Genomic DNA, 18,970 nt, shown 5'->3' with positions numbered 1-18,970 from the left:
GGAAAATGATCCAGGCTGATCTGTACATTATCCTGCCCGAAATCGTTCTGGCGCTCTATGCGATGGCGGCGCTTCTGGGGGCGGTCTATACCACCAAGGACGGGATGGGACCGGCGCTGGTCTGGGCCACGGCGGCGCTGATGGCGGTGCTGGCGATCTGGATCGCGACCCAGGACAGCGGCACCCGCGTGGCATTCAACGGCATGTTCGTCGATGACGCATTCGCCCGCTTTGCCAAGGTGGCGATCCTCTTGTCGGCCGGTGCCGTCCTGCTGATGAGCCAGGATTACATGGCGCGCCGCGGGCTGCTGCGGTTCGAATACCCGCTGTTGGTGGCGCTGGCCGCCGTCGGCATGATGATGATGGTCAGCGCCGGCGACCTGATGTCCCTTTACATGGGGCTGGAGCTGCAATCGCTGGCGCTCTACGTCGTGGCCTCGCTGCGCCGTGACAGTGTGAAATCGACCGAGGCGGGCCTGAAATACTTCGTGCTGGGCGCGCTCAGCTCGGGCCTGCTGCTCTATGGCGCCTCGCTGGTCTATGGCTATACCGGGACCACGCTGTTCTCGGGCATCCTGGCCAGCGCCCATCATGGCGAGGTCTCGATCGGGCTGCTCTTTGGCCTGATCTTCCTGATCTCGGGTCTGGCGTTCAAGGTCTCGGCGGTGCCCTTCCACATGTGGACGCCCGATGTCTACGAAGGCTCACCCACCCCGATCACCGCCTTCTTTGCCACCGCGCCCAAGGTTGCGGCGATGGGCCTGTTCGCGCGTCTGATGTTCGATGCCTTCGGCAATGCGGTCAGCGATTGGCAACAGGTACTTGTGGTGCTTTCGGTGCTCAGCATGTTCCTGGGCGCTGTGGCCGCGATCGGCCAGCGCAACATCAAGCGTCTGATGGCGTTCTCGTCCATCGCGCATATGGGCTATGCCCTGATCGGTCTGGCCGCGGGTACCCAGGCCGGTGTGCAGGCGATGCTGATCTATATGGCGATCTATGTCACCATGAACATCGGCACCTTTGCCTTTATCCTGATGATGGAGCGGGACGGTCAGCCGGTTGTCGATATCGACGCCCTGCGCCAGTTCTCGCGCCGCGACCCGGGTAAGGCGCTGGCAGTGCTGATCCTGATGTTCAGCCTTGCGGGTGTGCCGCCGATGCTGGGCTTCTTCGCCAAGCTGGGCGTGTGGCAGGCCGGTATCGACGCCGGGCTGATGGGGCTGGTCGTGGCCTCGGCCATCGCCTCGGTCATCGGTGCCTTCTACTATCTGCGCATCGTGTTCTACATGTATTTCGGGGCCGAGAACGAAGAGCCGATCGACACTCGGTCTTCGCCCGTGCTGTGGGTGGCGCTGATGGGATCGGCGGCGATGATGCTGGTCGGTCTGTTCTATCAGTTCGGGGTCGAGGGGGCAGCCGCCGCGGCGGCGGCGACACTTGTCAACTGATCCCGTCTCACAACCAACAAAGGGGGGGCTCGGTCCGTGGACCGGGCCTTTTTGCGCAATGAGTGATTGGCCTCAAGGCTATGGCAAGCGGGTACTGGACGAGGTCGACAGTACCCTTAACGAGGCAGCCCGGATCGCACCGACCCTGTCGGGACCGGAATGGATCATGGCGCGGCGCCAGACCGCTGCGCGCGGCCGGCGGGGCCGGGCCTGGACCCAGGCGCAGGGCAACCTGGCGGCAACGCTGGTGATGCGCCCGGTGGGCGAGGCCAAGCAAGCGGCGCTGCGCAGTTTTGTCGCGGCGCTGGCACTGTTTGATGCCTGTGTGGCGGTGACCGGCCGGGCCGAGGGGCTGGCGCTGAAATGGCCCAATGACGTGTTGCTGAATGGCGGCAAGCTGGCGGGCATCCTGCTGGAAAGCACCGGCCATGGCAGTGGGGTGGCCCATCTGGCCATCGGTATCGGCGTCAACCTGGCCGATGCCCCCGGCGCCGACGCGGTCGAGCCGGGCGCGGTCCGCCCGGTCTCGCTGGTCTCGGAGACGGGCGCGCAGGTGGAACCAGAGCTGTTCCTGACCGAACTGGCCGCCGCCTTTGCCCGGTACGAGACGCAATTCCTGACCTATGGCTTTGCCCCGATCCGCAGCGCCTGGCTGGCCCGTGCCGCGCGCCTGGGCGAGGTGATCACCGCCCGCACCGCAACGTCGCAAACCGTTGGCACCTTTGAAACGGTGGACGCCGAGGGCAACCTTGTCCTAAACACCGCCCAGGGCCGGGTCAGCATCCCGGCGGCAGAGGTCTATTTCTAGGGGAGACAGGGCCATGCTTCTGGCCATTGACTGCGGCAATACCAATACCGTCTTCTCGATCTGGGATGGCGAGAAATTCCTGTGCACGCTCAGGACCTCGACCCATCACGCGCGCACGGCGGATGCCTATTTCACCTGGTATTCGACCCTGATCAAACATTACGGGATCGAGACCGACATTACCGATGTGATCATCTCGTCGACGGTGCCGCGCGTGGTGTTCAACCTGCGCGTCTTTGCCGACCGGTTCTTTGGCTGCCGTCCGCTGGTGGTGGGCAAGCCCGACTGCCTGCTGCCGGTGCAGCCGCGTGTCGATGCGGGCACCGCCGTCGGCCCCGACCGGCTGGTCAATGCCGCGGCTGCCTATGACCGCCATGGCGGCAACAAGATCGTGGTCGATTTCGGCACCGCCACCACATTCGACGTGGTCGATGACGATGGCGCCTATGTGGGCGGCGTGATCGCGCCTGGCGTGAACCTCAGCCTCGAGGCGCTGCATATGGCGGCGGCGGCGCTGCCGCATGTGGATATCGCCAAGCCGCAGGCGGTGATCGGCACCAATACCGTGGCCTGCATGCAATCGGGCGTGTTCTGGGGCTATGTCGGGCTGGTCAAGGAAATCTGTGCCCGTATCAAGGGCGAACGCGACCGCGACATGCAGGTGATCGCCACCGGCGGGCTGGCGGCGCTGTTCCAGCAAAGCGAAATTCTGTTCGATATCTTCGAAGACGATCTGACGATGCACGGGCTGACCGTGATCCATCGCCATAACAAGGAAAACGGGACCGTATGAGCCGCGAGAGATTGATCTACCTTCCATTGGGAGGCGCCGGCGAGATCGGCATGAATGCCTATGTCTATGGCTATGGCAAGCCGGGCAAGGAGCGGCTGATCCTGGTCGATATGGGTGTCGCCTTCTCCGATATGGACACGACGCCGGGGGTGGATCTGATCTGGGCCGACATCTCGTGGCTGCGAGAGAATGTCGACCGGCTTGAGGCGGTGTTCATCACCCACGCGCATGAGGATCACGTGGGCGCGGTCGCCCATACTTATGATCAGTTGCGCAAGCCGATCCATGCGCGCGCCTTTACCGCCAATATCGCCCGGCGCAAGATGTCCGAACTGGGCCTGCCCGAACAGGCGGTGCAGACGGTTTCGGCCTGGCCGGAACAGGTGCAGGCGGGCCCCTTTACCGTCGGCTTCCTGCCGGTCTCGCATTCGGTTCCCGAAAGTGCTGCGCTGGTCATCGACACGCCAGCGGGCCGGATCGTGCATAGCGGCGATTTCAAGCTCGACCCCAGCCCGGTGGTGGGCGAGGCCTTTGACCCCGAACTCTGGGGCTCGGTCGGCAAGAGCGGGGTGCGCGCGCTGGTCTGCGACTCGACCAATGTGTTCTCGCCCAATCCGGGCCGCTCGGAATCCGAAGTCGGCCCTGAGATCGAGAAACTGGTGGCAGGTGCCAGCGGCATGGTGGTGGCGACCACATTCGCCTCGAACGTGGCGCGGGTGCGCACCCTGGCCGAGGCGGGCGCCCGCGCCGGGCGCTCGGTTGTCCTTCTGGGCCGCGCCATGCGGCGGATGATCGAGGCGTCGATGGAAACCGGCGTGCTGACCGAGTTCCCCCCCGTGATCAGCCCGGAAGAGGCGCAGGACATCCCGCGCGATCACCTGATGCTGATCGTGACCGGCAGCCAGGGCGAACGCCGCGCCGCCAGCGCCCAGCTGGCACGCGGCAAGTATCGCGGGCTGGAACTGGCCGAGGGCGACCTGTTCCTGTTCTCGTCCAAGACCATTCCGGGCAACGAGAAGGAAGTGATCCGCATCATCAACCAGCTCAGCGAAAAGGGCGTCGACGTGGTCGATGACAGCTCGGGCCGTTACCATGTCTCGGGCCATGCCAACCGCCCCGACCTTGCGCGGGTACATGCGCTGATCGACCCGCAGATGGTGATCCCGATGCATGGCGAGCACCGGCATTTGCGCGAACATGCGCGCCTGGCCGAAGCGGGCGGACGTCAGGGTGTGGTTGCGGTGAACGGCACCATGCTGGACCTCAGCGGCAACGCCCCGAAGGTGGCCGCCCATGTCGAGACCGGGCGCACCTATCTGGACGGTACCGTGCAGGTGGGGGCGCTTGACGGGGTGATCCGCAACCGGATCCGGATGGCGCTGAACGGGCATGTGACCGTCACGGTGATCCTGGACGAAGAGGACGAACCGCTGGGCGAACCCTGGTGCGACATCATGGGTCTGCCCGAGATCGGCAGCTCAAAGGCGCCGCTGGTGGATGTGATGGAGGAGGACCTGAACCAGTTCCTCATGCGCTCGAACCAGAAGACCCTGCGCGACGACGACCGCCTGGAAGAGGCGTTGCGCCGTATCGCGCGCCAGACCGCCCAGGCGGAGATCGGCAAGAAGCCCGAAGTGACGGTGGTGATCAGTCGCATGCGCTGAACCGGGCGCGGGACAAGGTCTTGAGAAAGACCTTGTGGGCAAGATTTGAATTCAAATCTTGCCGCGCCAAGCCAAGGCCGGGTTACCCGGTCTCGGGCATCGGATAGCCGCGCAGGCGCAGGAACAGGCTCGCCTCTTCGTTGTTGTGGAAATAGGGCACCGAGGCGGGCGGTTCGGGATCTGTCACCCGGCCCGCAACCTCGGCCAGCACCACTTCGGTGATGAAGGGCAGATCGAAGCGGCGCGCCTCTTTCAGCGGGATCCATTGCAGGTGCGACAGCTCGTCCGAGGCATGGGTGAAATCGTCCAGATCGCCCGAGATCGCCCCCGCATCGACCAGAAAGAACCGCGCATCGAACCGGCGCGGCCGACCGGGCGGGGTCAGCGCCCGGAATACGAACTGCAACGCTTCGGCCGCCGGCAGGTTGCCGGTCGCCGCAAAGCTCTGCCAATCGGCGGGCACCATGCCGGGCCAGTCACCGGGGCGGCCCAGGATCAGCCCGGTCTCTTCCCACAGTTCTCGCACCGCGGCCACCGCCAGCGCATGGCCCAAGCTCTGGGGCGCCTTTTCGGTCAGCCGGTCGGCGCAGACAGGCGGCAGGGGGCTTGCGAGCGGCACCCGCGCGTCCTCGGCATCCACCGCGCCACCCGGGAACACGAACTTGTTGGGCATGAACGCCGCCTTGGCGCCGCGCTGTCCCATCAGGATCGCGGGATTGTCCAGCCGGTCGCGCAGCACGATCACCGTGGCCGCGTTGCGGATTGCCGTCTTGTCCTGCTGCTCTGTCATGTCCCCTCCTGCCGGGCCGGGGATCAGCGGCTCTTGTCGAACCCGTGCATCCGGCGCGCCCATTGATAGGCCACCACCATCCCCTTCAGTCGAGGCAGAAGGTAGAGCGACAAGCTCACGCATCCAAGCGCAAAAATGCTGAACAAGGTCATCGGGGCTGGCCGCCAGGTCTCGAACACCACCAACAGCAGCGGCGCCATCAGGTGGCCCACCAGCAGGATGGTCAGATAGGCCGGGCCGTCATCGGCGCGATGATGCAGGTATTCCTCGCCGCATTCGCTGCACTGGTCGTTCACCTTCAGATAAGAATGCAGCAGCCGCCCCTGGCCGCAATTGGGGCAACGACCGCGAAAGCCCGTCAGGACGGCGGGCCAGGTCGGGCGGTCGGTGTCGGCGCAGAGGGTCTGATCGGTCATTGGGTCTCTCTTTCAGCGATTGCCCGTCAATCTGGGCCGCTTTGGGGGCCGCGGAAAGGGGCCATGCGGTCCTTGCGTCGGCATGTCGCAAAAAGGGGCGGGCGCAAGGCATCTTTACCCCGGTATGCCGGCGATGGCAAAATAATGTCAGCGCCTGCGACGGAGTTTCGCTGCTGGGCCGTTTCATGATCAGGAACGGCGGCACGGGGCCGTCGGCGAGCAAGGGAAACCGACATGAAACATGCAGGCTTTATCGCGGCCCTCCTTCTGGGCGGTGTCGCGCTTGGCGCCAGTTCGGCGCTGGCGATGGGTCCGGGGGGCGGGATGCGCCATGACTTCTCCGAGATCGACGCCAATGGCGACGGCAAGATCACCCTCGAAGAGATGCAGGGCCACCGTGCCGCCATGTTCTCTGGTGCCGATACCGATGGGGATGGCAAGCTGAGCCAGGCAGAGATGGAGGCGCAGGCCATGGCCCGTGCCAAGGAGCGCGTCGCATGGATGCTGGAGCGGCATGACGCCAACAAGGATGGCGCGCTGAGCCAGGACGAGATACCCAAGCCGGGCGCGGGCCGCAAGGCCGGCCGCATGTTCGACAAGATGGACAGCGATGGCGACGGGGCGATCTCGGAACAGGAATTCTCGGAAATGCAGGCCCGGGGTCATGGGCGCCACGGCATGAAGGCCTGGTGCGACGGTAACAGAAAGAACTGAGTCCGATGGATGGACGCGCTTCGACAGACGGGCCGGCACAGGCCGCCGGCCCGGCGGACGAGGCGCTGTTGGCGCTGTTTGCCCAGGGCGACCCCCGGGCCGCGCGCCTTCTGACCGAGCGTCTGGGGCCGCGTGCCTTTTCGGTGGCGCTCAGGGTGCTGGGCAACCGGGCCGAGGCCGAGGACGTCGCGCAAGAGGCGATGCTGCGCCTGTGGCGGACGGCGCCCGACTGGCAGGCCGGGCGGGCCCGGGTCAGCACCTGGCTCTATCGCGTGGTGCTGAACCTGTGCCTGGACCGCAAGCGGCGCGCAAAAGCGGTCGATCTGGACGCAGTGCCCGAACCGCCCGATACGGCGCCCCCGGCGCTGGAGGTGCTGCAACAGGCGGCGCGGGTCGACGCATTGCAGGCGGCGCTGATGCATCTGCCGGATCGGCAACGTCAGGCCGTGGTCCTGCGCCATATCGAGGAACTGTCCAACCCCGAGATCGCCGAGATCATGGGGATCGGGGTCGAGGCGGTTGAAAGCCTGACCGCACGAGGGAAACGGGCGCTTGCCGGGCATCTGGCTGGCCAGCGCGCAGCTTTGGGGTATGAAGATGAGCGATGACATGAGCGATCTGGACCGGATGCTGCACGCGGCGCGCGCGGGGCGGGATGATCTGCCCGAGGCACTGGCGCAGCGCATGCTGGCCGATGCGGCCGGAGTGCAGGCAAGCCTGGCCCGACCGGCTGCGCGGCCTGCGGCCGTCGCCCAAGACGCCTGGCGCGGGCTGCTCGCCGCATTGGGGGGCTGGCGTGGCATGGGCGGTCTGGCGACCGCCTGCGCGGCGGGGGTCTGGATCGGTGTTGCGCCACCCGAATTTCTGCCTGACCCGGCGCAACTGGTGCTGGGTCTAGAGAGCGAAACCGAGACGCTGGGCTTCTACGACCTGGCCGATTTCATCAGCGAGGAAGGGTGAATGAGTGAGGAAAAGAAGACGCTGGGCTGGCCGCTGCGCCTGTTGCTGCTGGGCTCGCTGGCGCTGAACCTGCTGGTGATCGGTCTGGCGGCGGGCGCGATGTGGCGCTATGGCGGCGATCACGGGCACAGACCGCCCTTGCCGATGGCGGCGACGCTTTATCGTGCCTTGCCCGAAGCGGATCGCGACCAGTTGCGCCAGCACATTCATGGGCGGCTCGATGGGCGCAAGGCGCGTCGGGCACAGGAGATGGCCGAGCTTGCGGCGGCGCTCAGGGCCTCGCCCTTCGATCCCGCGCAATTCGCCGCGCTGCTGGCCACGCATGAGACGCGCCGGGCCGAGAGCCATGGCGCCATGCGTGCGGCCTTGATCGACCGGATCGCCTCGATGGACCAGGGCACGCGCGCCGCTTATGCCGACCGGATCGAGCGGATGCGGATGCACGGGTTTCCCCGGCGCGAGCGGAACTAGGCCGCAGCCGCATCGGCCAGCGAGACCCTGTTGCGCCCAGTATCCTTGGCCCGATAAAGCGCCCGGTCCGCATGGGCGATCAGCTCTCCGGCACTCAGCTGCGCTGCACCTGCAGCCGGGGCCACGGTGACCAGCCCGATACTGGTGGTGACCGGAACCGGGCGGAGTTGCCCCGGCACCACGAAAGGCTCGCCATTGATCCGGGAACAGAGCCGCGAGGCGGCGCCCAGCGCCTGGGTTTGCGAGAGGCCGGGCAGCACGATCAGAAATTCCTCTCCGCCGATCCGGGCCAGCAGGTCGCCGGGCCGCATCTGGCTGCGCAGGCGGCGCGCGGTCTCGATCAGGACCGCGTCGCCGGCGGGATGGCCAAAACGGTCGTTGATCCCCTTGAAATGGTCCAGATCGGCCAGCATCACCGCAAAGGGCTGTCCGGTCTCGGTCGCCTCGTGCAGGATGCGGTCCAGCTCGGGCAGGGCGTGGCGGCGGTTCGAAAGCCCGGTCATCGGGTCGGTCAGCGCCGCCTGCAACCGCGCGTTCAGCGTGCTGCGATAGCGGTCGGCGCGGGCCTTGCGCAGCAGCAGCGTTTCCAGCCGCAGCACCAGTTCGCGCAGGGCAAACCCGCCGGGCATCACATCGTCGGCGCCCCGGTCCAGAGCGTCGGCGGCCAGATGCGCATTGGCCGGGTTGGGAATGGCCAGGATCGCGGCATTGCGGGTGCTGCCGCGGGCGCGCAGATCGGCCAGCAGGCGCAGCCCGGTGGTGCCATCGCTCAGCTCGAGCACGATCACATCGGGTTCGCGGTCGCGCAGCAGGTGCTGGATATCCTCCATCCGGTGCAGGTCGATGCGATGCGCCACATGCCCCTTGAGCCGACTGCGCCAGATGGCGCCGGTGCCCGGGGTCTGGGTAACCAGCGCGATATCGGCGATCCGGGCGGGGCCGCGAAACGCCGCGGTGTCTTCGGCAAATCCCATGTCGCGGGCGCCGCTTTGCTGGCGCAGTTCCTCAAGCCCGGCATGGGCGCGGATCAGGCTGCGGACCCGGGCCAGCAGCACCACATCGTCATAGGGCTGGGACAGCACATCCTCGATGCCGCTTTCCAGCGCGCTCAGCCGGGCGGTATGGTCGTTCTGCCCGGCGATGGCGATCATCGGGATACCGGCCAGGCTCTCATCGGCCAGCAGCGCGCGTTTGACATCCATCGCGGTGCCGTCGGGCAGGGTCATCGCGCACAGGATCAGATCCGGGCGCACCCGGCGCAGCAACGCGCCTATCCCCTCCAACCGGTCGGTCTGCACCACATGGTACCAGGCTGCCGACAACTGCACCTTGAGCATGATCCGGTTGGTAGAGACACCGTCGAGGATCAGTATCGTTCCCTGCACGGCATTCGCCCTTCGACTGTTGTTTCCAATTCTTGTCAAAGTGTTTATGAGACAGGTTAACAAACCCTTTCCATCCGCCTGCAGCCGGAGCTCTCATGCGAATTTCCGCCGATGCCGCCGAAACGCTGGCCTTGCAGGCGTTGGCCTGGCTGGTGACGAACGAGGAGCTGTTGCCAGTCTTCCTTGGTTCGACCGGGGCCGATATCGGCGATCTGCGGGCGCGGGCGGGGGATCGCCAATTCCTGGCCTCGGTGCTGGATTTCCTGACAATGGATGACGCCTGGGTCATTGCCTTTTGCGATGAACAGGGCATTGCTTATGACCAGCCGATGCAGGCGCGCGCCGTTCTGGGCGGCGACGAAATGCATTGGACCTGACCCAGACAGACCAGACACATTCTGACGGAGCTTTTGCCCATGCCGATCGACGCGCTCTTGTTCGACAAGGACGGTACCCTGTTCGACTTTGCCGCCACCTGGGGCGCGTTCGGGCGTGCCTTTCTGATCCGCATCGGCGAAGGCGACGCGGCGCGCGCGGCAGAGCTGGGCGCGCGGATCGGTTTCGACTTCGACGCCGCGCGCTATGCCCGCGACAGCGTGGTGATCGCCGGCACCCCGGGGGAGATCGCCGAGGTACTGCTGCCCGAACTGCCGGGGTACAGCCATGCGGCGCTGGTCGACATGATCAACGAGGAAAGCGCCCGTGCCCCTCAGGTCGAGGCGGTGCCGCTGGCGCCCTTCCTTGACGCGATGCGTGCGCGCGGTCTCAGGCTGGGGGTTGCCACCAATGATGGCGAGGCCCCGGCGCGGGCGCATCTGGGCTCGGTCGGGGTGGCGGACCGGTTCGATTTCATCGCCGGGTTCGACAGCGGCCATGGCGCCAAACCGGGGCCGGGGCAGCTGTTGGCCTTTGCCGACCTGATCGGGCTGGACCCGGCGCGGGTGGCCATGGTGGGGGACAGCACCCATGACATGATGGCCGGGCGCGCGGCGGGCATGACCACGGTGGCGGTGCTGACCGGGCTTGCCGGGCCCCAGGACCTGGCACCCCATGCCGATGTGGTCCTGCCCCATATCGGCCATATCGGTGACTGGTTGGGGCACTGACGCAAAAATTTGCGCCGATACGGCGCTGCGCTGACCAAAAGCGACGCTCCGTGTCGTAGATAGAGCGGCTTTGCCCCCGCAAGATGGGAACCTGACCAAAATCTCAGGAGGGTCCCATGGTTGATACCGACACCCGCAAACGCCGCGGCGGTGGCCGCGCCGGCGCCGCCGCCCGCAGGGGCAAGGCCGTCATCGAGCAGATGCCGTGGCGCCTGCCGGTCAATACCGACCGCCCGACCGAACCGCTGCCCCCCGAGGGGGTCGAGGCGATCCATGACGGTGCCATGCGCATCCTCGAAGAGATCGGCGTCGCCTTTTACAACGAAGAGGCGCTGGCGCTGTTCCGACAGGCGGGGTGCAAGGTTGACGGCGAGATTGTGCGCATGGGCCGCGACTGGGTGATGGAGATGGTGGCCAAGGCGCCGCGCGAGTTCACCCTGACCCCGCGCAACCCCGATCGCACGCTCAAGATCGGCGGCAATGTGATCCTGTTCGGCAATGTTTCCTCGCCGCCCAACTATTGGGACATGGAGATCGGCCGCAAGGTGCCGGGCAATCGCGAGCAATGCCGGAACCTGTTGAAACTGACCCAGTACTTCAACTGCATCCATTTCGCGGGCGGCTATCCGGTGGAGCCGGTGGATATCCACGCCTCGGTCCGCCATCTCGACGTGCTCTATGACAAGCTCACGATCTCGGACAAGGTGATGCATGCCTATAGCCTCGGCAAGGAGCGGGTCGAGGACGTGATGGAGATGGTGCGCATCGCCAGCGGCCTCAGCGACGAGGAGTTCGAGGCGACGCCACGGATGTATACCAACATCAACTCGACCTCGCCGCTGAAACACGACCATCCGATGATCGACGGCTGCCTGCGGCTGGCCCGGCGCGGACAGGCGATCGTGGTGACGCCCTTCACGCTTGCGGGTGCGATGGCGCCGGTGACCATGGCGGGTGCGGTGGCGCAATCGCTGGCCGAGGCGCTGTGCGCCATTGCCCTGTTCCAATATGTGCGCCCCGGCATTCCCTGCGTGATCGGGACGTTTACCAGCAATGTGGACATGAAATCGGGCGCGCCCGCCTTTGGCACCCCGGAATACATGCGCGCGACCCAGATGACCGGCCAGATGGCGCGGTTCTACGGGCTGCCGGTGCGCTCCTCCGGAGTCTGCGCCGCCAATGTGCCCGACGGACAGGCCATGTGGGAGACGTCGAATTCGCTCTGGGCGGCGGTGCAGTCGGGGACCAACATGGTCTATCACGCTGCTGGCTGGCTCGAGGGCGGGCTGATCGCCAGCCCCGAGAAGTTCATCATGGATTGCGAGGTGCTCCAGCAGATCCAGCGCTATATGGAGCCCGAAACCTATGCCACCACGCCGGACGACATCGCGCTGGATGCGATCCGCGCGGTGGGAAATGACGGGCATTTCTTTGGCATCCAGCACACGCAGGACCGCTATAGCACCGCCTTTTACCAGCCGTTCCTGAGCGACTGGAAGAATTACGAGGGCTGGGAGGCGGCAGGGGCCATCTGGACGCCCGAGCGCGCCCATCACCTGTTCAAGGAGATCATCGGTAGTTTCGAATCCCCGCCGATGGACGAAGGCGTCCGCGAGGAGCTGGCCGATTTCGTGGCCCGCCGCAAGGCCGAAGGGGGCGCGCCGACCGATTTCTGATGGCTCTGCTCGGGCCTCTTTGCCGTTGGCATTCGCTGCGCTGGCCCTCTAAACTCGAGCCGGGCAGGCGCAAGAGGCGAGCATGACGGATCTGGATGTGGCGGTGGCGATACGGGACCGGCTGGCGCAGGCCGTCGCCGGGACACTGGCCGCGCTGGCGCTTTGGGCGCTGGCCGAGGTCTGGGGCCGCGACATCCTGCCCGAGCGGGTCTGGCTCTGCCTGCTCAGCCTGGTGCTGGTGCACGCGGGCGCAACACTGGCGCTGGCCGGCCCGGTCGGCCTTGTCCGGGGTAGCGTGATCAGCCTGTGGCTGTCGCTGCCCGCCACCCTGCTGACCTGGTCCGTTGCCGGCCGGTTCGAACCGGCCTCGCGCCTGTTGCAGCATCCGCAACTGGTGCTGGCGCTGGTGGGCTTCGTCTTTATCGCACTGCCTTTCCTGGTGGTCCGGGCCGAGGGGCGGGGCCGCATGTTCGATTATGCCAGCCTGTTCGCCGCCACCTGGGAAACCGCGCTGCGCTTTGTGCTGGCCTGGGTGTTCGTTGGCCTGTTCTGGGGCGTTCTGCTGCTGTCGGATGCCTTGCTTGATCTGGTTGGGGTCGGGGTGATCGACCTGATCCTGGAAGAGGCGGTGCTGTTCTATGCGCTGAGCGGCGCGGTGCTGGGCTTTGCCCTTGCTGTGATCCACGAGGTCCGGGGCAGGGTCTCTCCCTATCCGGTGTTGCGCCTCTTGCGGCTGTTGTTGCCGGTGCTGCTGAGCGTGATGGCGCTGTTTCTGGCGGCGCTGCCGCTCAGGGGATTGAACGCGCTGTTTGGCGATCTGTCTTCGGCGATGATCCTGCTGGCCACCGCGGCCGCGGCGATCACGCTGATCTCGACCGCGCTTGACCGGGACGAGGCGCATGCGGTGGCCTCTCCCGGGTTGCGGGCCAGCACGCGGGCGCTGGCCATCCTGCTGCCATTGCCGATTGCGCTGGCGATCTGGGCGCTGGGCATCCGGGTGATCGGCTATGGCTGGACACCCGCGCGCCTGTTCGCGGCGCTGAGCGCGGGGCTGATGGCCATCTATGGCCTGGGCTATTGCCTGCTGGCGTTGCGCGGTGGCGACTGGACCGCGCGTCTGCGCCGGTTCAACGTGACCATGGCCGTCCTGCTGCTTGTCGCCGCCGCCCTGTGGCTGACGCCGCTTCTGGACAGCCTGCGCATTTCGACGGCAAGCCAGGTCGCGCGGTATGCCGACGCACGGGCCGGGCGCGCCGAATTGCCGATCTGGGAGATGACCCATGACTGGGGCCACGCTGGGCAGGTCGGGCTGGCGCAGTTGCGCGCTTTGGCGGTTGCGCGCGAGGATGCAGGGCTGATCCGCGCGTTGGACCGCGCCCGCGAGGTGGACAGTCGCTATCTGTTCGAGACGCCCGAGTTGTCGCCGAACGCCGATCTGGTGCCTGAACTGGTGGCGCGGATGCAGGTGCGCCCGATCGGGGCGGTTCTGAGCGAAGCGGAACTGGGTGGTCTTCCCCAGCATCAGTTGCAAATCTGGCGCGACGGGTGCGCCCGCCCGCTGCCCGACGGGCGGCCGGGCTGCGTGTTGATGCGCGGCGCCTTCAGCCCGGTCGCTCCGGCCGGGGATCAGGCGATCGTGCTTTACCTGGACGAATTGGGGCTGGTCCGGGCCACCCATCTGCGGCGCAACGCGGCCGGAGATCTGTTCCTGCGCCCGGCCGGTGACCCGCGTCAGGGCGATGAACTTGCCGCCGAGCAGTTGTTGCTGATGCAGGCGCTGGACGGCGAGTTTGCCATCGTCCCCTCTGGTCAGCAGGCGCTGGCCATCGGTGGCGTGCTGATATCACCGCGAGATTAGGAGCAATTCAAGGTAAAGACAGGGCGCTGTTGGCGCTTTGTTAATGTTTCGAATGCGACAGTAAGGGCAAGCGTTAGGGGACCATCCATGCATGGGCTGATCAACAGGGCCATACAATCCTTTGTATGCAACACCTATGGGCAGAGCCGCTGGATCCGGGTGACGGAGGCTGCGCATCTGGGTTTTGTCGAATTCGAGGCGATGCTTGTTTACGAGGACGAGACCTCGCGCCGGGTCCTGCACGAGCTTTGCCTGGAGCTGGGGCGCCCGCAGCGCGAGGTTCTGGAGGATCTGGGCACCTATCTGGTGTCCAACCCCAATACCGAGGCGCTGCGTCGTCTGTTGCGCTTTGGCGGCGTCACCTATCTGGAGTTCCTGCACTCACTGGATGATCTGCCCGACCGCGCGCGGCTGGCGGTCTCCGACCTGCACCTGCCCGCGCTGGAACTGCGTGAGGAATCGGGCGGCCGGTTCAGCCTGACCTGCCATGCGGGCCTGCCTGGCTATGCCAATGTGATGATGGGCGTGCTGCGCGCCATGGCCGATGATTACGGCGCGCTGGTGATGCTGGAACACGCCGGTGCCCGGGGCAAGGCCGAGGTGATCGAGATCACGCTGATCGAGACCGCTTTTGCCGAGGGGCGCAGTTTCGAATTGGGGGCGCGCGCGGGATGATCGAGATGGAAGACCTCGCCGTTCTTCTGGAACGGCTCTGTCCTATGTTTGTGCTGTTGGACCGGTCCGGCCGGATGACCCGGGTCGGACCCACCTTGCAGAAACTGCGGCCCGATCAGCCGATGCAGGGGGCCAAGTTTCTGGAGACCTTCGAACTGCTGCGCCCACGCTCGGTGGCGACGGTGCCGGCGTTGATGGCCAGTTCCGGCGCCAAGCTGCATCTGAGCCTGCGTGACGAGCCACGCACCGCGCTCAAGGGGCTGATCGTGCCGCTCCCGGGCGAACACGGCGCGATCGTCAACCTGTCCTTCGGTATCTCGATCCTGGACGCGGTGCGCGATTATGCGCTGACCAGCGCCGATTTCTCGGGCACCGACCTTGCCATCGAGCTGCTCTATCTGGTCGAGGCGAAATCGGCAGCGATGGAGGCCTCGCGCAAGCTGAACCTGCGCCTTCAGGGCGCGATGATCGCCGCCGAGGAGCAGGCTTATACCGATACGCTCACCGGGCTCAAGAACCGCCGCGCGATGGATCACATCCTGTCGCGGCTGCTCGCCGGAACCACGCCTTTCGCACTCATGCATCTGGATCTCGACTATTTCAAATCGGTCAATGATACGCTGGGCCATGCCGCCGGTGACCACGTGCTGCAACATGTGGCCCGCGTGATGGTCGAAGAGACTCGCGGCGACGATACCGTGGCGCGGATCGGCGGCGATGAATTCGTGCTGATATTCAACCACCTGCAAGAACGTGAACGGCTCGACAGCATCGCCCGGCGACTGATCGACCGGCTGGAGGAGCCGATCCCCTTCAACGGTGAGGAGTGCCGCATCTCGGCCAGTGTCGGCACGGTCCTGTCCACCCAATTCGCGCGGCCCGATGCCTCGACCCTGCTGCATGCCGCCGATCTGGCGCTTTACGCTGCCAAGCGCGCCGGGCGTGCGACGCATCGCTTCTATGAGTCCGGCCAGTCCTCGACCTCGCTCGAGCCGCTCGAGCGGGCGGCCACGCCACGCTCGCAGGAAGAGGCGGGGGCCGGGCAAGGCGGCGCCCGCAACCTGGCAAGTTGATGCTCAGCGACAGGCCGGCCGCAACACAACCACCTTGACTTTGTGCCCTAGGTTTGGTCGCATTGATCCAGTTTAGGTCATTTTCGAAACCGGGCCGTTGCGCGCCCGACTACGCGCGGTCAATGGCAAGAGGGAAAGGTCATTGACATGATGAAACGACGCCTATGTGCATCTTTCGTAGCTGCCAGCATGGTGGTGGTACCGGCCCAGCGGGCGGCGGCCGATGAGGCTGCGGCGCTGATCGGAGGCGCCCTGCTGGGCGGCCTGATCGTGAACGAGGTTCACAAGAACAAGCAGCGCCAGCGCCAGCAGACCCAGCGCAGGACCTATCAATCGAGCGGTGTCTCCTCGGCCCAGCGCCAGCAGAACCGCGAAGTGCAGAGCGCGCTGAACTATTTCGGCTATAATGTCGGCACCGTCGATGGGTCTCTGGGTCGGCGCAGCCGTTCCGGTATTTCGCATTTCCAGTCCGATATGGGCTATCCGATCGACGGCTATCTGGACGATCACGAGCGCGGCTTCCTGCTGACCTCGCATCAGCGCGCTTTGGCCAGCGCCCATGTGGCCCCCTATAACCAGATCCTGGCCAGCCAGGGGCAGGGGGGGCTGCTGCGCACCTATCGCAACGAGCAGCTGGGTATCCAGACCCCGCAAGGTGTGCAACCGGTGCAGCCCCAGACCCATATGGCGATGACGGCGCCACAGGCCGTTCAGCCCTCCCAAGTGGTCACTGCCCGTGCGGCGACCGGCGCGGCCCTGCCCAATTTCGGCTTTGCCCAGCCAGGGCCTGTCTCGATCAATGCCCATTGCAACGAGGTCAATCTGCTGACCACCTCGAACGGCGGTCCCAGCCGTCCGGGACAGGTGCGTGAACCGGTTTTTGCGCTCAACGAGCAATTCTGCCAGGCGCGCAGCCAGGCGATGACCGAGGCGAGCCAGATTGAGGTGACCATACCTAACATGACCGCCGTGCAGGTCGAGCAGCAATGCGCCGGCCTGGCCCAGGCGATGGCACCGCAGATGGTCGGGATCGATACCAAGGCCCCCTCCGAGGTGGTCGCCGCAACCTCGGCCTTCCTGCAGAATTCCGGCCAGCCGATGGCAAGCCTGATCTCGGGCGGCAAGATCTGCCTCGGCGTCGGCTATCGTACCGATAACGCGGAAATGGCGCTGGCCTCGGCGACGCTGCTGGCCTCGGCCGGGCAGCTTGGCTATGGCGAGGTGGTCAGCCACCAGCTGCGTCAGGGTTTTGGCGCTCCGGTCGGTATGGCGCGGGCTGGCGAGTGGATGCGGCTGGCGCTGAACGCGGCGCAGAGCGGGTCCGGCGTATTGGGTCAGACGTCCGAGCGGGTGGCGGTGCTTAACGAAGCTTCGACCTCGGCCGCGGCGGCGCCGGCGATCCCGGTCTTCTCGGCCTCGACCAGCGGCAACTGAGCCTAGCGGCCCGCCTCGGAAATCCGGCGCGCGATGAGCGCCGGAACAGGCGGCAGCTCGCCCAATACCGGCAGCAGATCACCGGCGTAACCCGCCTGTTCCAGCGCTTGCGGCACGTCCTCGTTCGCATGGCCGCCGGCGCAGGCGAAGAACGGCAGGCAAAGCGACATCGCGCCATGCCTCCGGGCAGCCTCGGTAATCGAGGGCGTCTCTTCGACAAAGCCCACGGACAGGCGTGCCAGCCCCAGATGGGATTGGAGCTGCTCGGCAAAGCCATTGGCCACCGCGCTTGGGTTGCGGCTGCGCCCCGAACCATGGGCGGCCAGAACCAGCGCGCTGTCGGCCAGGGGCCAGCCGCGCTGGTCCAGCTCCTTTGCCAGATGCGCGGCGATCAGGGCGGGCAGGCCCTGGTCGATCCCCAGCGGATCGAGGATCGGATTCGCACGCCCGCCAAGACGGCGCGGCAGGGCCGAAGTGACGAACCAGCCCCGCGCCATGAACAGGGGATAGATGGGGACCGTTTCGGGCAGCCCTTCCAGCACGGCCTCCAGCCGGCCCGGAGCGGCCAGGGTTGCCGAATGCACGCTCAACCCGGGCGCCGAGGCGGCGACGCGGGCGGCAAAGCGGGCCAGCGCGGCCTCGGCCGGGTCCGGGTCCGAGGGCTGGCCGTGGGCGACGATCAGGGCGGTTGTCTCTGTCATGGTCCGAGTTGTGGGGCGCGGGACGGCGAAGTCAACCCAACTCACCCCAAGAGCATCAACCACATCCACACGGTCAGGATCGAGGCAGCGGTTGCCACCAGCACCGACGAGGCGGCGACCCGTTTGGCGCGGCCATAGATATTGGCAAAGATATAGGCGTTGAACCCCGGCGCCATGGCCGCGTTCAGCACGCCTGAGCGGAACAGGTCCTGCGGCAGCGCCAGCGCCGAGCCGAACAGCCAGACCAGACCGGGATGCAGCAGCAGCGAGATGGCGCAGATATAGACGATCACGCGGGTGTCGCCCTCGGGCCGGTACTGTACCAGCACACCACCCAGCGCAAACAGCGCGCCGGGCAGCGCCGCGCGGATGATCAGCGACAGCGCGTCATCGGCGATCTGGGGCAGCGAGATCCCGCTGAGATTGACGATAAAGCCCAACGCGATCCCCAGGATCAGCACGTTGCGGAACATGGCGTTCAGGACCGAGGTCACCATCTTGCGCCCGCCGCGCCCGCGATTGCGGATCACCTCCATCGTGGTGATCCCCAGCGCATAGCAAAAGGGCGAGTGGATGGCGATGATGGCATAGTTGCCGACCAGGTTTTCGGGGCCATAGGCGCGCTCGGTGATGGCCAGGCCCAAGAGGACCGAGTTCGAGAACAGGCAGCAAAAGCCGATGGCGACGCTGTCTTCCCAATCGCGGTTGAACAGGAGCCGGGCGCCCAGCAGGCCCGCGGTGAAACATAAGAACGCCGCCATGTAGAAACTGGCCAGCAACGCCGGGTCAAAGCCCGCGTTCAGATCCAGATTGGCAATGGCGCGAAACAGCAGGCAGGGGATGGCGAAGCCCTGGGTGAACCGCATCACCCCGTCGATATGCTCGGGTTTGAAATATCCGGCAAAGGTGGTGCAGTACCCCGCGCCGATCACCAGGAAAACCGGCAGAACCACATCTATCAGCGCCTGGAACATGGCCTAGCCTGCCCTTTGTTGCGG

General features: G+C 66.0%; 20 protein-coding genes. 15 read left to right on the top strand and 5 right to left on the bottom strand.

What is annotated here, in order from left to right; genetic code table 11:
* The first annotated feature begins 5 nt into the window (after positions 1-5).
* From nuoN to SPO_RS14020, 4 genes are read left to right on the top strand one after another with little or no spacing between them, the layout of a single operon-like run.
* Positions 6-1,448 (top strand): NADH-quinone oxidoreductase subunit NuoN, encoded by a 1,443-nt coding sequence (nuoN, locus tag SPO_RS14035; protein WP_011048462.1) that lies wholly within the window; start codon positions 6-8, stop codon positions 1,446-1,448.
* Between the two features lie 58 nt (positions 1,449-1,506).
* The gene (locus SPO_RS14030) at positions 1,507-2,256 is read left to right on the top strand and encodes a biotin--[acetyl-CoA-carboxylase] ligase (RefSeq protein ID WP_011048461.1); all 750 of its coding nucleotides are present in this window, start codon (positions 1,507-1,509) and stop codon (positions 2,254-2,256) included.
* 13 nt (positions 2,257-2,269) lie between these two features.
* Positions 2,270-3,049, top strand: a complete 780-nt coding sequence (locus SPO_RS14025) for a type III pantothenate kinase (protein ID WP_011048460.1) — start codon at positions 2,270-2,272, stop codon at positions 3,047-3,049.
* A complete protein-coding gene (locus SPO_RS14020) occupies positions 3,046-4,713 on the top strand; it encodes a ribonuclease J (RefSeq protein WP_011048459.1) in 1,668 nt (555 codons plus the stop codon). Before SPO_RS14025 ends, SPO_RS14020 begins: the two co-directional genes overlap by 4 nt.
* 82 nt (positions 4,714-4,795) lie before the next feature.
* Here SPO_RS14020 and SPO_RS14015 read toward each other — a convergent pair whose 3' ends face one another.
* Complete coding sequence (locus SPO_RS14015; protein ID WP_011048458.1) at positions 4,796-5,503, bottom strand: NUDIX hydrolase; 708 nt, start codon at positions 5,501-5,503, stop codon at positions 4,796-4,798.
* Positions 5,504-5,526: 23 nt separating this feature from the next.
* Positions 5,527-5,919: a DUF983 domain-containing protein gene (locus SPO_RS14010; RefSeq protein WP_011048457.1), complete on the bottom strand. Its 393-nt coding sequence runs from the start codon at positions 5,917-5,919 to the stop codon at positions 5,527-5,529.
* A gap of 234 nt (positions 5,920-6,153) precedes the next feature.
* Here SPO_RS14010 and SPO_RS14005 point away from each other — a divergent pair, with 234 nt between their 5' ends.
* The 4 genes from SPO_RS14005 to SPO_RS13990 are packed head-to-tail and all read left to right on the top strand — an operon-like array spanning position 6,154 to position 8,064.
* Positions 6,154-6,633 carry an EF-hand domain-containing protein gene (locus SPO_RS14005; RefSeq protein WP_011048456.1) on the top strand — a complete coding sequence of 160 codons (480 nt, stop codon included), beginning with the start codon at positions 6,154-6,156 and terminating at the stop codon, positions 6,631-6,633.
* Between the two features lie 5 nt (positions 6,634-6,638).
* Positions 6,639-7,241 carry an RNA polymerase sigma factor gene (locus tag SPO_RS14000; protein WP_011048455.1) on the top strand — a complete coding sequence of 201 codons (603 nt, stop codon included), beginning with the start codon at positions 6,639-6,641 and terminating at the stop codon, positions 7,239-7,241.
* Positions 7,231-7,593: a hypothetical protein gene (locus SPO_RS13995; RefSeq protein WP_044028543.1), complete on the top strand. Its 363-nt coding sequence runs from the start codon at positions 7,231-7,233 to the stop codon at positions 7,591-7,593. Before SPO_RS14000 ends, SPO_RS13995 begins: the two co-directional genes overlap by 11 nt.
* A complete protein-coding gene (locus tag SPO_RS13990) occupies positions 7,594-8,064 on the top strand; it encodes a periplasmic heavy metal sensor (protein WP_011048453.1) in 471 nt (156 codons plus the stop codon).
* On the opposite strand, the gene SPO_RS13985 is transcribed toward SPO_RS13990, so the two are convergent.
* Positions 8,061-9,449 (bottom strand): diguanylate cyclase, encoded by a 1,389-nt coding sequence (locus SPO_RS13985; protein WP_011048452.1) that lies wholly within the window; start codon positions 9,447-9,449, stop codon positions 8,061-8,063. The genes SPO_RS13990 and SPO_RS13985 overlap by 4 nt on opposite strands.
* Positions 9,450-9,544: 95 nt before the next feature.
* Between SPO_RS13985 and SPO_RS13980 the strand changes: the two genes are divergently transcribed.
* The 7 genes from SPO_RS13980 (at position 9,545) to SPO_RS13950 (ending at position 17,271) form a co-directional block, all read left to right on the top strand.
* Positions 9,545-9,826, top strand: a complete 282-nt coding sequence (locus tag SPO_RS13980) for a DUF3572 domain-containing protein (RefSeq protein WP_011048451.1) — start codon at positions 9,545-9,547, stop codon at positions 9,824-9,826.
* A 39-nt stretch (positions 9,827-9,865) separates the two neighbouring features.
* Positions 9,866-10,555 (top strand): HAD family hydrolase, encoded by a 690-nt coding sequence (locus SPO_RS13975; protein ID WP_011048450.1) that lies wholly within the window; start codon positions 9,866-9,868, stop codon positions 10,553-10,555.
* A 116-nt stretch (positions 10,556-10,671) separates the two neighbouring features.
* Positions 10,672-12,231 carry a trimethylamine methyltransferase family protein gene (locus SPO_RS13970; RefSeq protein WP_011048449.1) on the top strand — a complete coding sequence of 520 codons (1,560 nt, stop codon included), beginning with the start codon at positions 10,672-10,674 and terminating at the stop codon, positions 12,229-12,231.
* A gap of 82 nt (positions 12,232-12,313) precedes the next feature.
* Complete coding sequence (locus SPO_RS13965; protein ID WP_011048448.1) at positions 12,314-14,089, top strand: DUF4153 domain-containing protein; 1,776 nt, start codon at positions 12,314-12,316, stop codon at positions 14,087-14,089.
* Positions 14,090-14,176: 87 nt separating this feature from the next.
* Positions 14,177-14,764, top strand: coding sequence for a heme NO-binding domain-containing protein (locus SPO_RS13960; protein WP_011048447.1), 588 nt, complete (start codon positions 14,177-14,179; stop codon positions 14,762-14,764).
* Positions 14,761-15,837, top strand: a complete 1,077-nt coding sequence (locus tag SPO_RS13955) for a GGDEF domain-containing protein (RefSeq protein ID WP_144084013.1) — start codon at positions 14,761-14,763, stop codon at positions 15,835-15,837. Before SPO_RS13960 ends, SPO_RS13955 begins: the two co-directional genes overlap by 4 nt.
* A 189-nt stretch (positions 15,838-16,026) precedes the next feature.
* The gene (locus SPO_RS13950) at positions 16,027-17,271 is read left to right on the top strand and encodes a peptidoglycan-binding domain-containing protein (RefSeq protein ID WP_051420384.1); all 1,245 of its coding nucleotides are present in this window, start codon (positions 16,027-16,029) and stop codon (positions 17,269-17,271) included.
* Between the two features lie 2 nt (positions 17,272-17,273).
* Here SPO_RS13950 and SPO_RS13945 read toward each other — a convergent pair whose 3' ends face one another.
* Both SPO_RS13945 and SPO_RS13940 read right to left on the bottom strand, forming a co-directional pair.
* A complete protein-coding gene (locus SPO_RS13945) occupies positions 17,274-17,972 on the bottom strand; it encodes a sirohydrochlorin chelatase (protein ID WP_044028541.1) in 699 nt (232 codons plus the stop codon).
* Between the two features lie 41 nt (positions 17,973-18,013).
* The gene (locus SPO_RS13940) at positions 18,014-18,946 is read right to left on the bottom strand and encodes an AEC family transporter (RefSeq protein ID WP_011048443.1); all 933 of its coding nucleotides are present in this window, start codon (positions 18,944-18,946) and stop codon (positions 18,014-18,016) included.
* Positions 18,947-18,970: the final 24 nt, after the last annotated feature.

Source organism: Ruegeria pomeroyi DSS-3, from assembly GCF_000011965.2.
Lineage (GTDB): Bacteria > Pseudomonadota > Alphaproteobacteria > Rhodobacterales > Rhodobacteraceae > Ruegeria_B > Ruegeria_B pomeroyi.
The sequence above is the reverse complement of the archived record's forward strand: the minus strand, read 5'-3'. Positions and strand labels throughout refer to the sequence as shown.

Excerpts from the sequence above, each read along its gene's own strand:
- SPO_RS14010 (WP_011048457.1), bottom strand. The coding sequence starts at position 5,919 with ATGACCGATCAGACCCTCTGCGCCGACACCGACCGCCCGACCTGGCCC.
- SPO_RS13960 (WP_011048447.1), top strand. The coding sequence starts at position 14,177 with ATGCATGGGCTGATCAACAGGGCCATACAATCCTTTGTATGCAACACC.
- SPO_RS14000 (WP_011048455.1), top strand. The coding sequence starts at position 6,639 with ATGGATGGACGCGCTTCGACAGACGGGCCGGCACAGGCCGCCGGCCCG.
- SPO_RS14020 (WP_011048459.1), top strand. The coding sequence starts at position 3,046 with ATGAGCCGCGAGAGATTGATCTACCTTCCATTGGGAGGCGCCGGCGAG.
- SPO_RS14015 (WP_011048458.1), bottom strand. The coding sequence starts at position 5,503 with ATGACAGAGCAGCAGGACAAGACGGCAATCCGCAACGCGGCCACGGTG.
- SPO_RS13990 (WP_011048453.1), top strand. The coding sequence starts at position 7,594 with ATGAGTGAGGAAAAGAAGACGCTGGGCTGGCCGCTGCGCCTGTTGCTG.
- SPO_RS13940 (WP_011048443.1), bottom strand. The coding sequence starts at position 18,946 with ATGTTCCAGGCGCTGATAGATGTGGTTCTGCCGGTTTTCCTGGTGATC.
- SPO_RS13965 (WP_011048448.1), top strand. The coding sequence starts at position 12,314 with ATGACGGATCTGGATGTGGCGGTGGCGATACGGGACCGGCTGGCGCAG.
- SPO_RS13970 (WP_011048449.1), top strand. The coding sequence starts at position 10,672 with ATGGTTGATACCGACACCCGCAAACGCCGCGGCGGTGGCCGCGCCGGC.
- SPO_RS13995 (WP_044028543.1), top strand. The coding sequence starts at position 7,231 with ATGAGCGATGACATGAGCGATCTGGACCGGATGCTGCACGCGGCGCGC.
- SPO_RS13975 (WP_011048450.1), top strand. The coding sequence starts at position 9,866 with ATGCCGATCGACGCGCTCTTGTTCGACAAGGACGGTACCCTGTTCGAC.
- nuoN (WP_011048462.1), top strand. The coding sequence starts at position 6 with ATGATCCAGGCTGATCTGTACATTATCCTGCCCGAAATCGTTCTGGCG.
- SPO_RS13980 (WP_011048451.1), top strand. The coding sequence starts at position 9,545 with ATGCGAATTTCCGCCGATGCCGCCGAAACGCTGGCCTTGCAGGCGTTG.
- SPO_RS13945 (WP_044028541.1), bottom strand. The coding sequence starts at position 17,972 with ATGACAGAGACAACCGCCCTGATCGTCGCCCACGGCCAGCCCTCGGAC.
- SPO_RS13950 (WP_051420384.1), top strand. The coding sequence starts at position 16,027 with ATGGTGGTGGTACCGGCCCAGCGGGCGGCGGCCGATGAGGCTGCGGCG.
- SPO_RS13955 (WP_144084013.1), top strand. The coding sequence starts at position 14,761 with ATGATCGAGATGGAAGACCTCGCCGTTCTTCTGGAACGGCTCTGTCCT.
- SPO_RS14030 (WP_011048461.1), top strand. The coding sequence starts at position 1,507 with ATGAGTGATTGGCCTCAAGGCTATGGCAAGCGGGTACTGGACGAGGTC.
- SPO_RS14005 (WP_011048456.1), top strand. The coding sequence starts at position 6,154 with ATGAAACATGCAGGCTTTATCGCGGCCCTCCTTCTGGGCGGTGTCGCG.
- SPO_RS14025 (WP_011048460.1), top strand. The coding sequence starts at position 2,270 with ATGCTTCTGGCCATTGACTGCGGCAATACCAATACCGTCTTCTCGATC.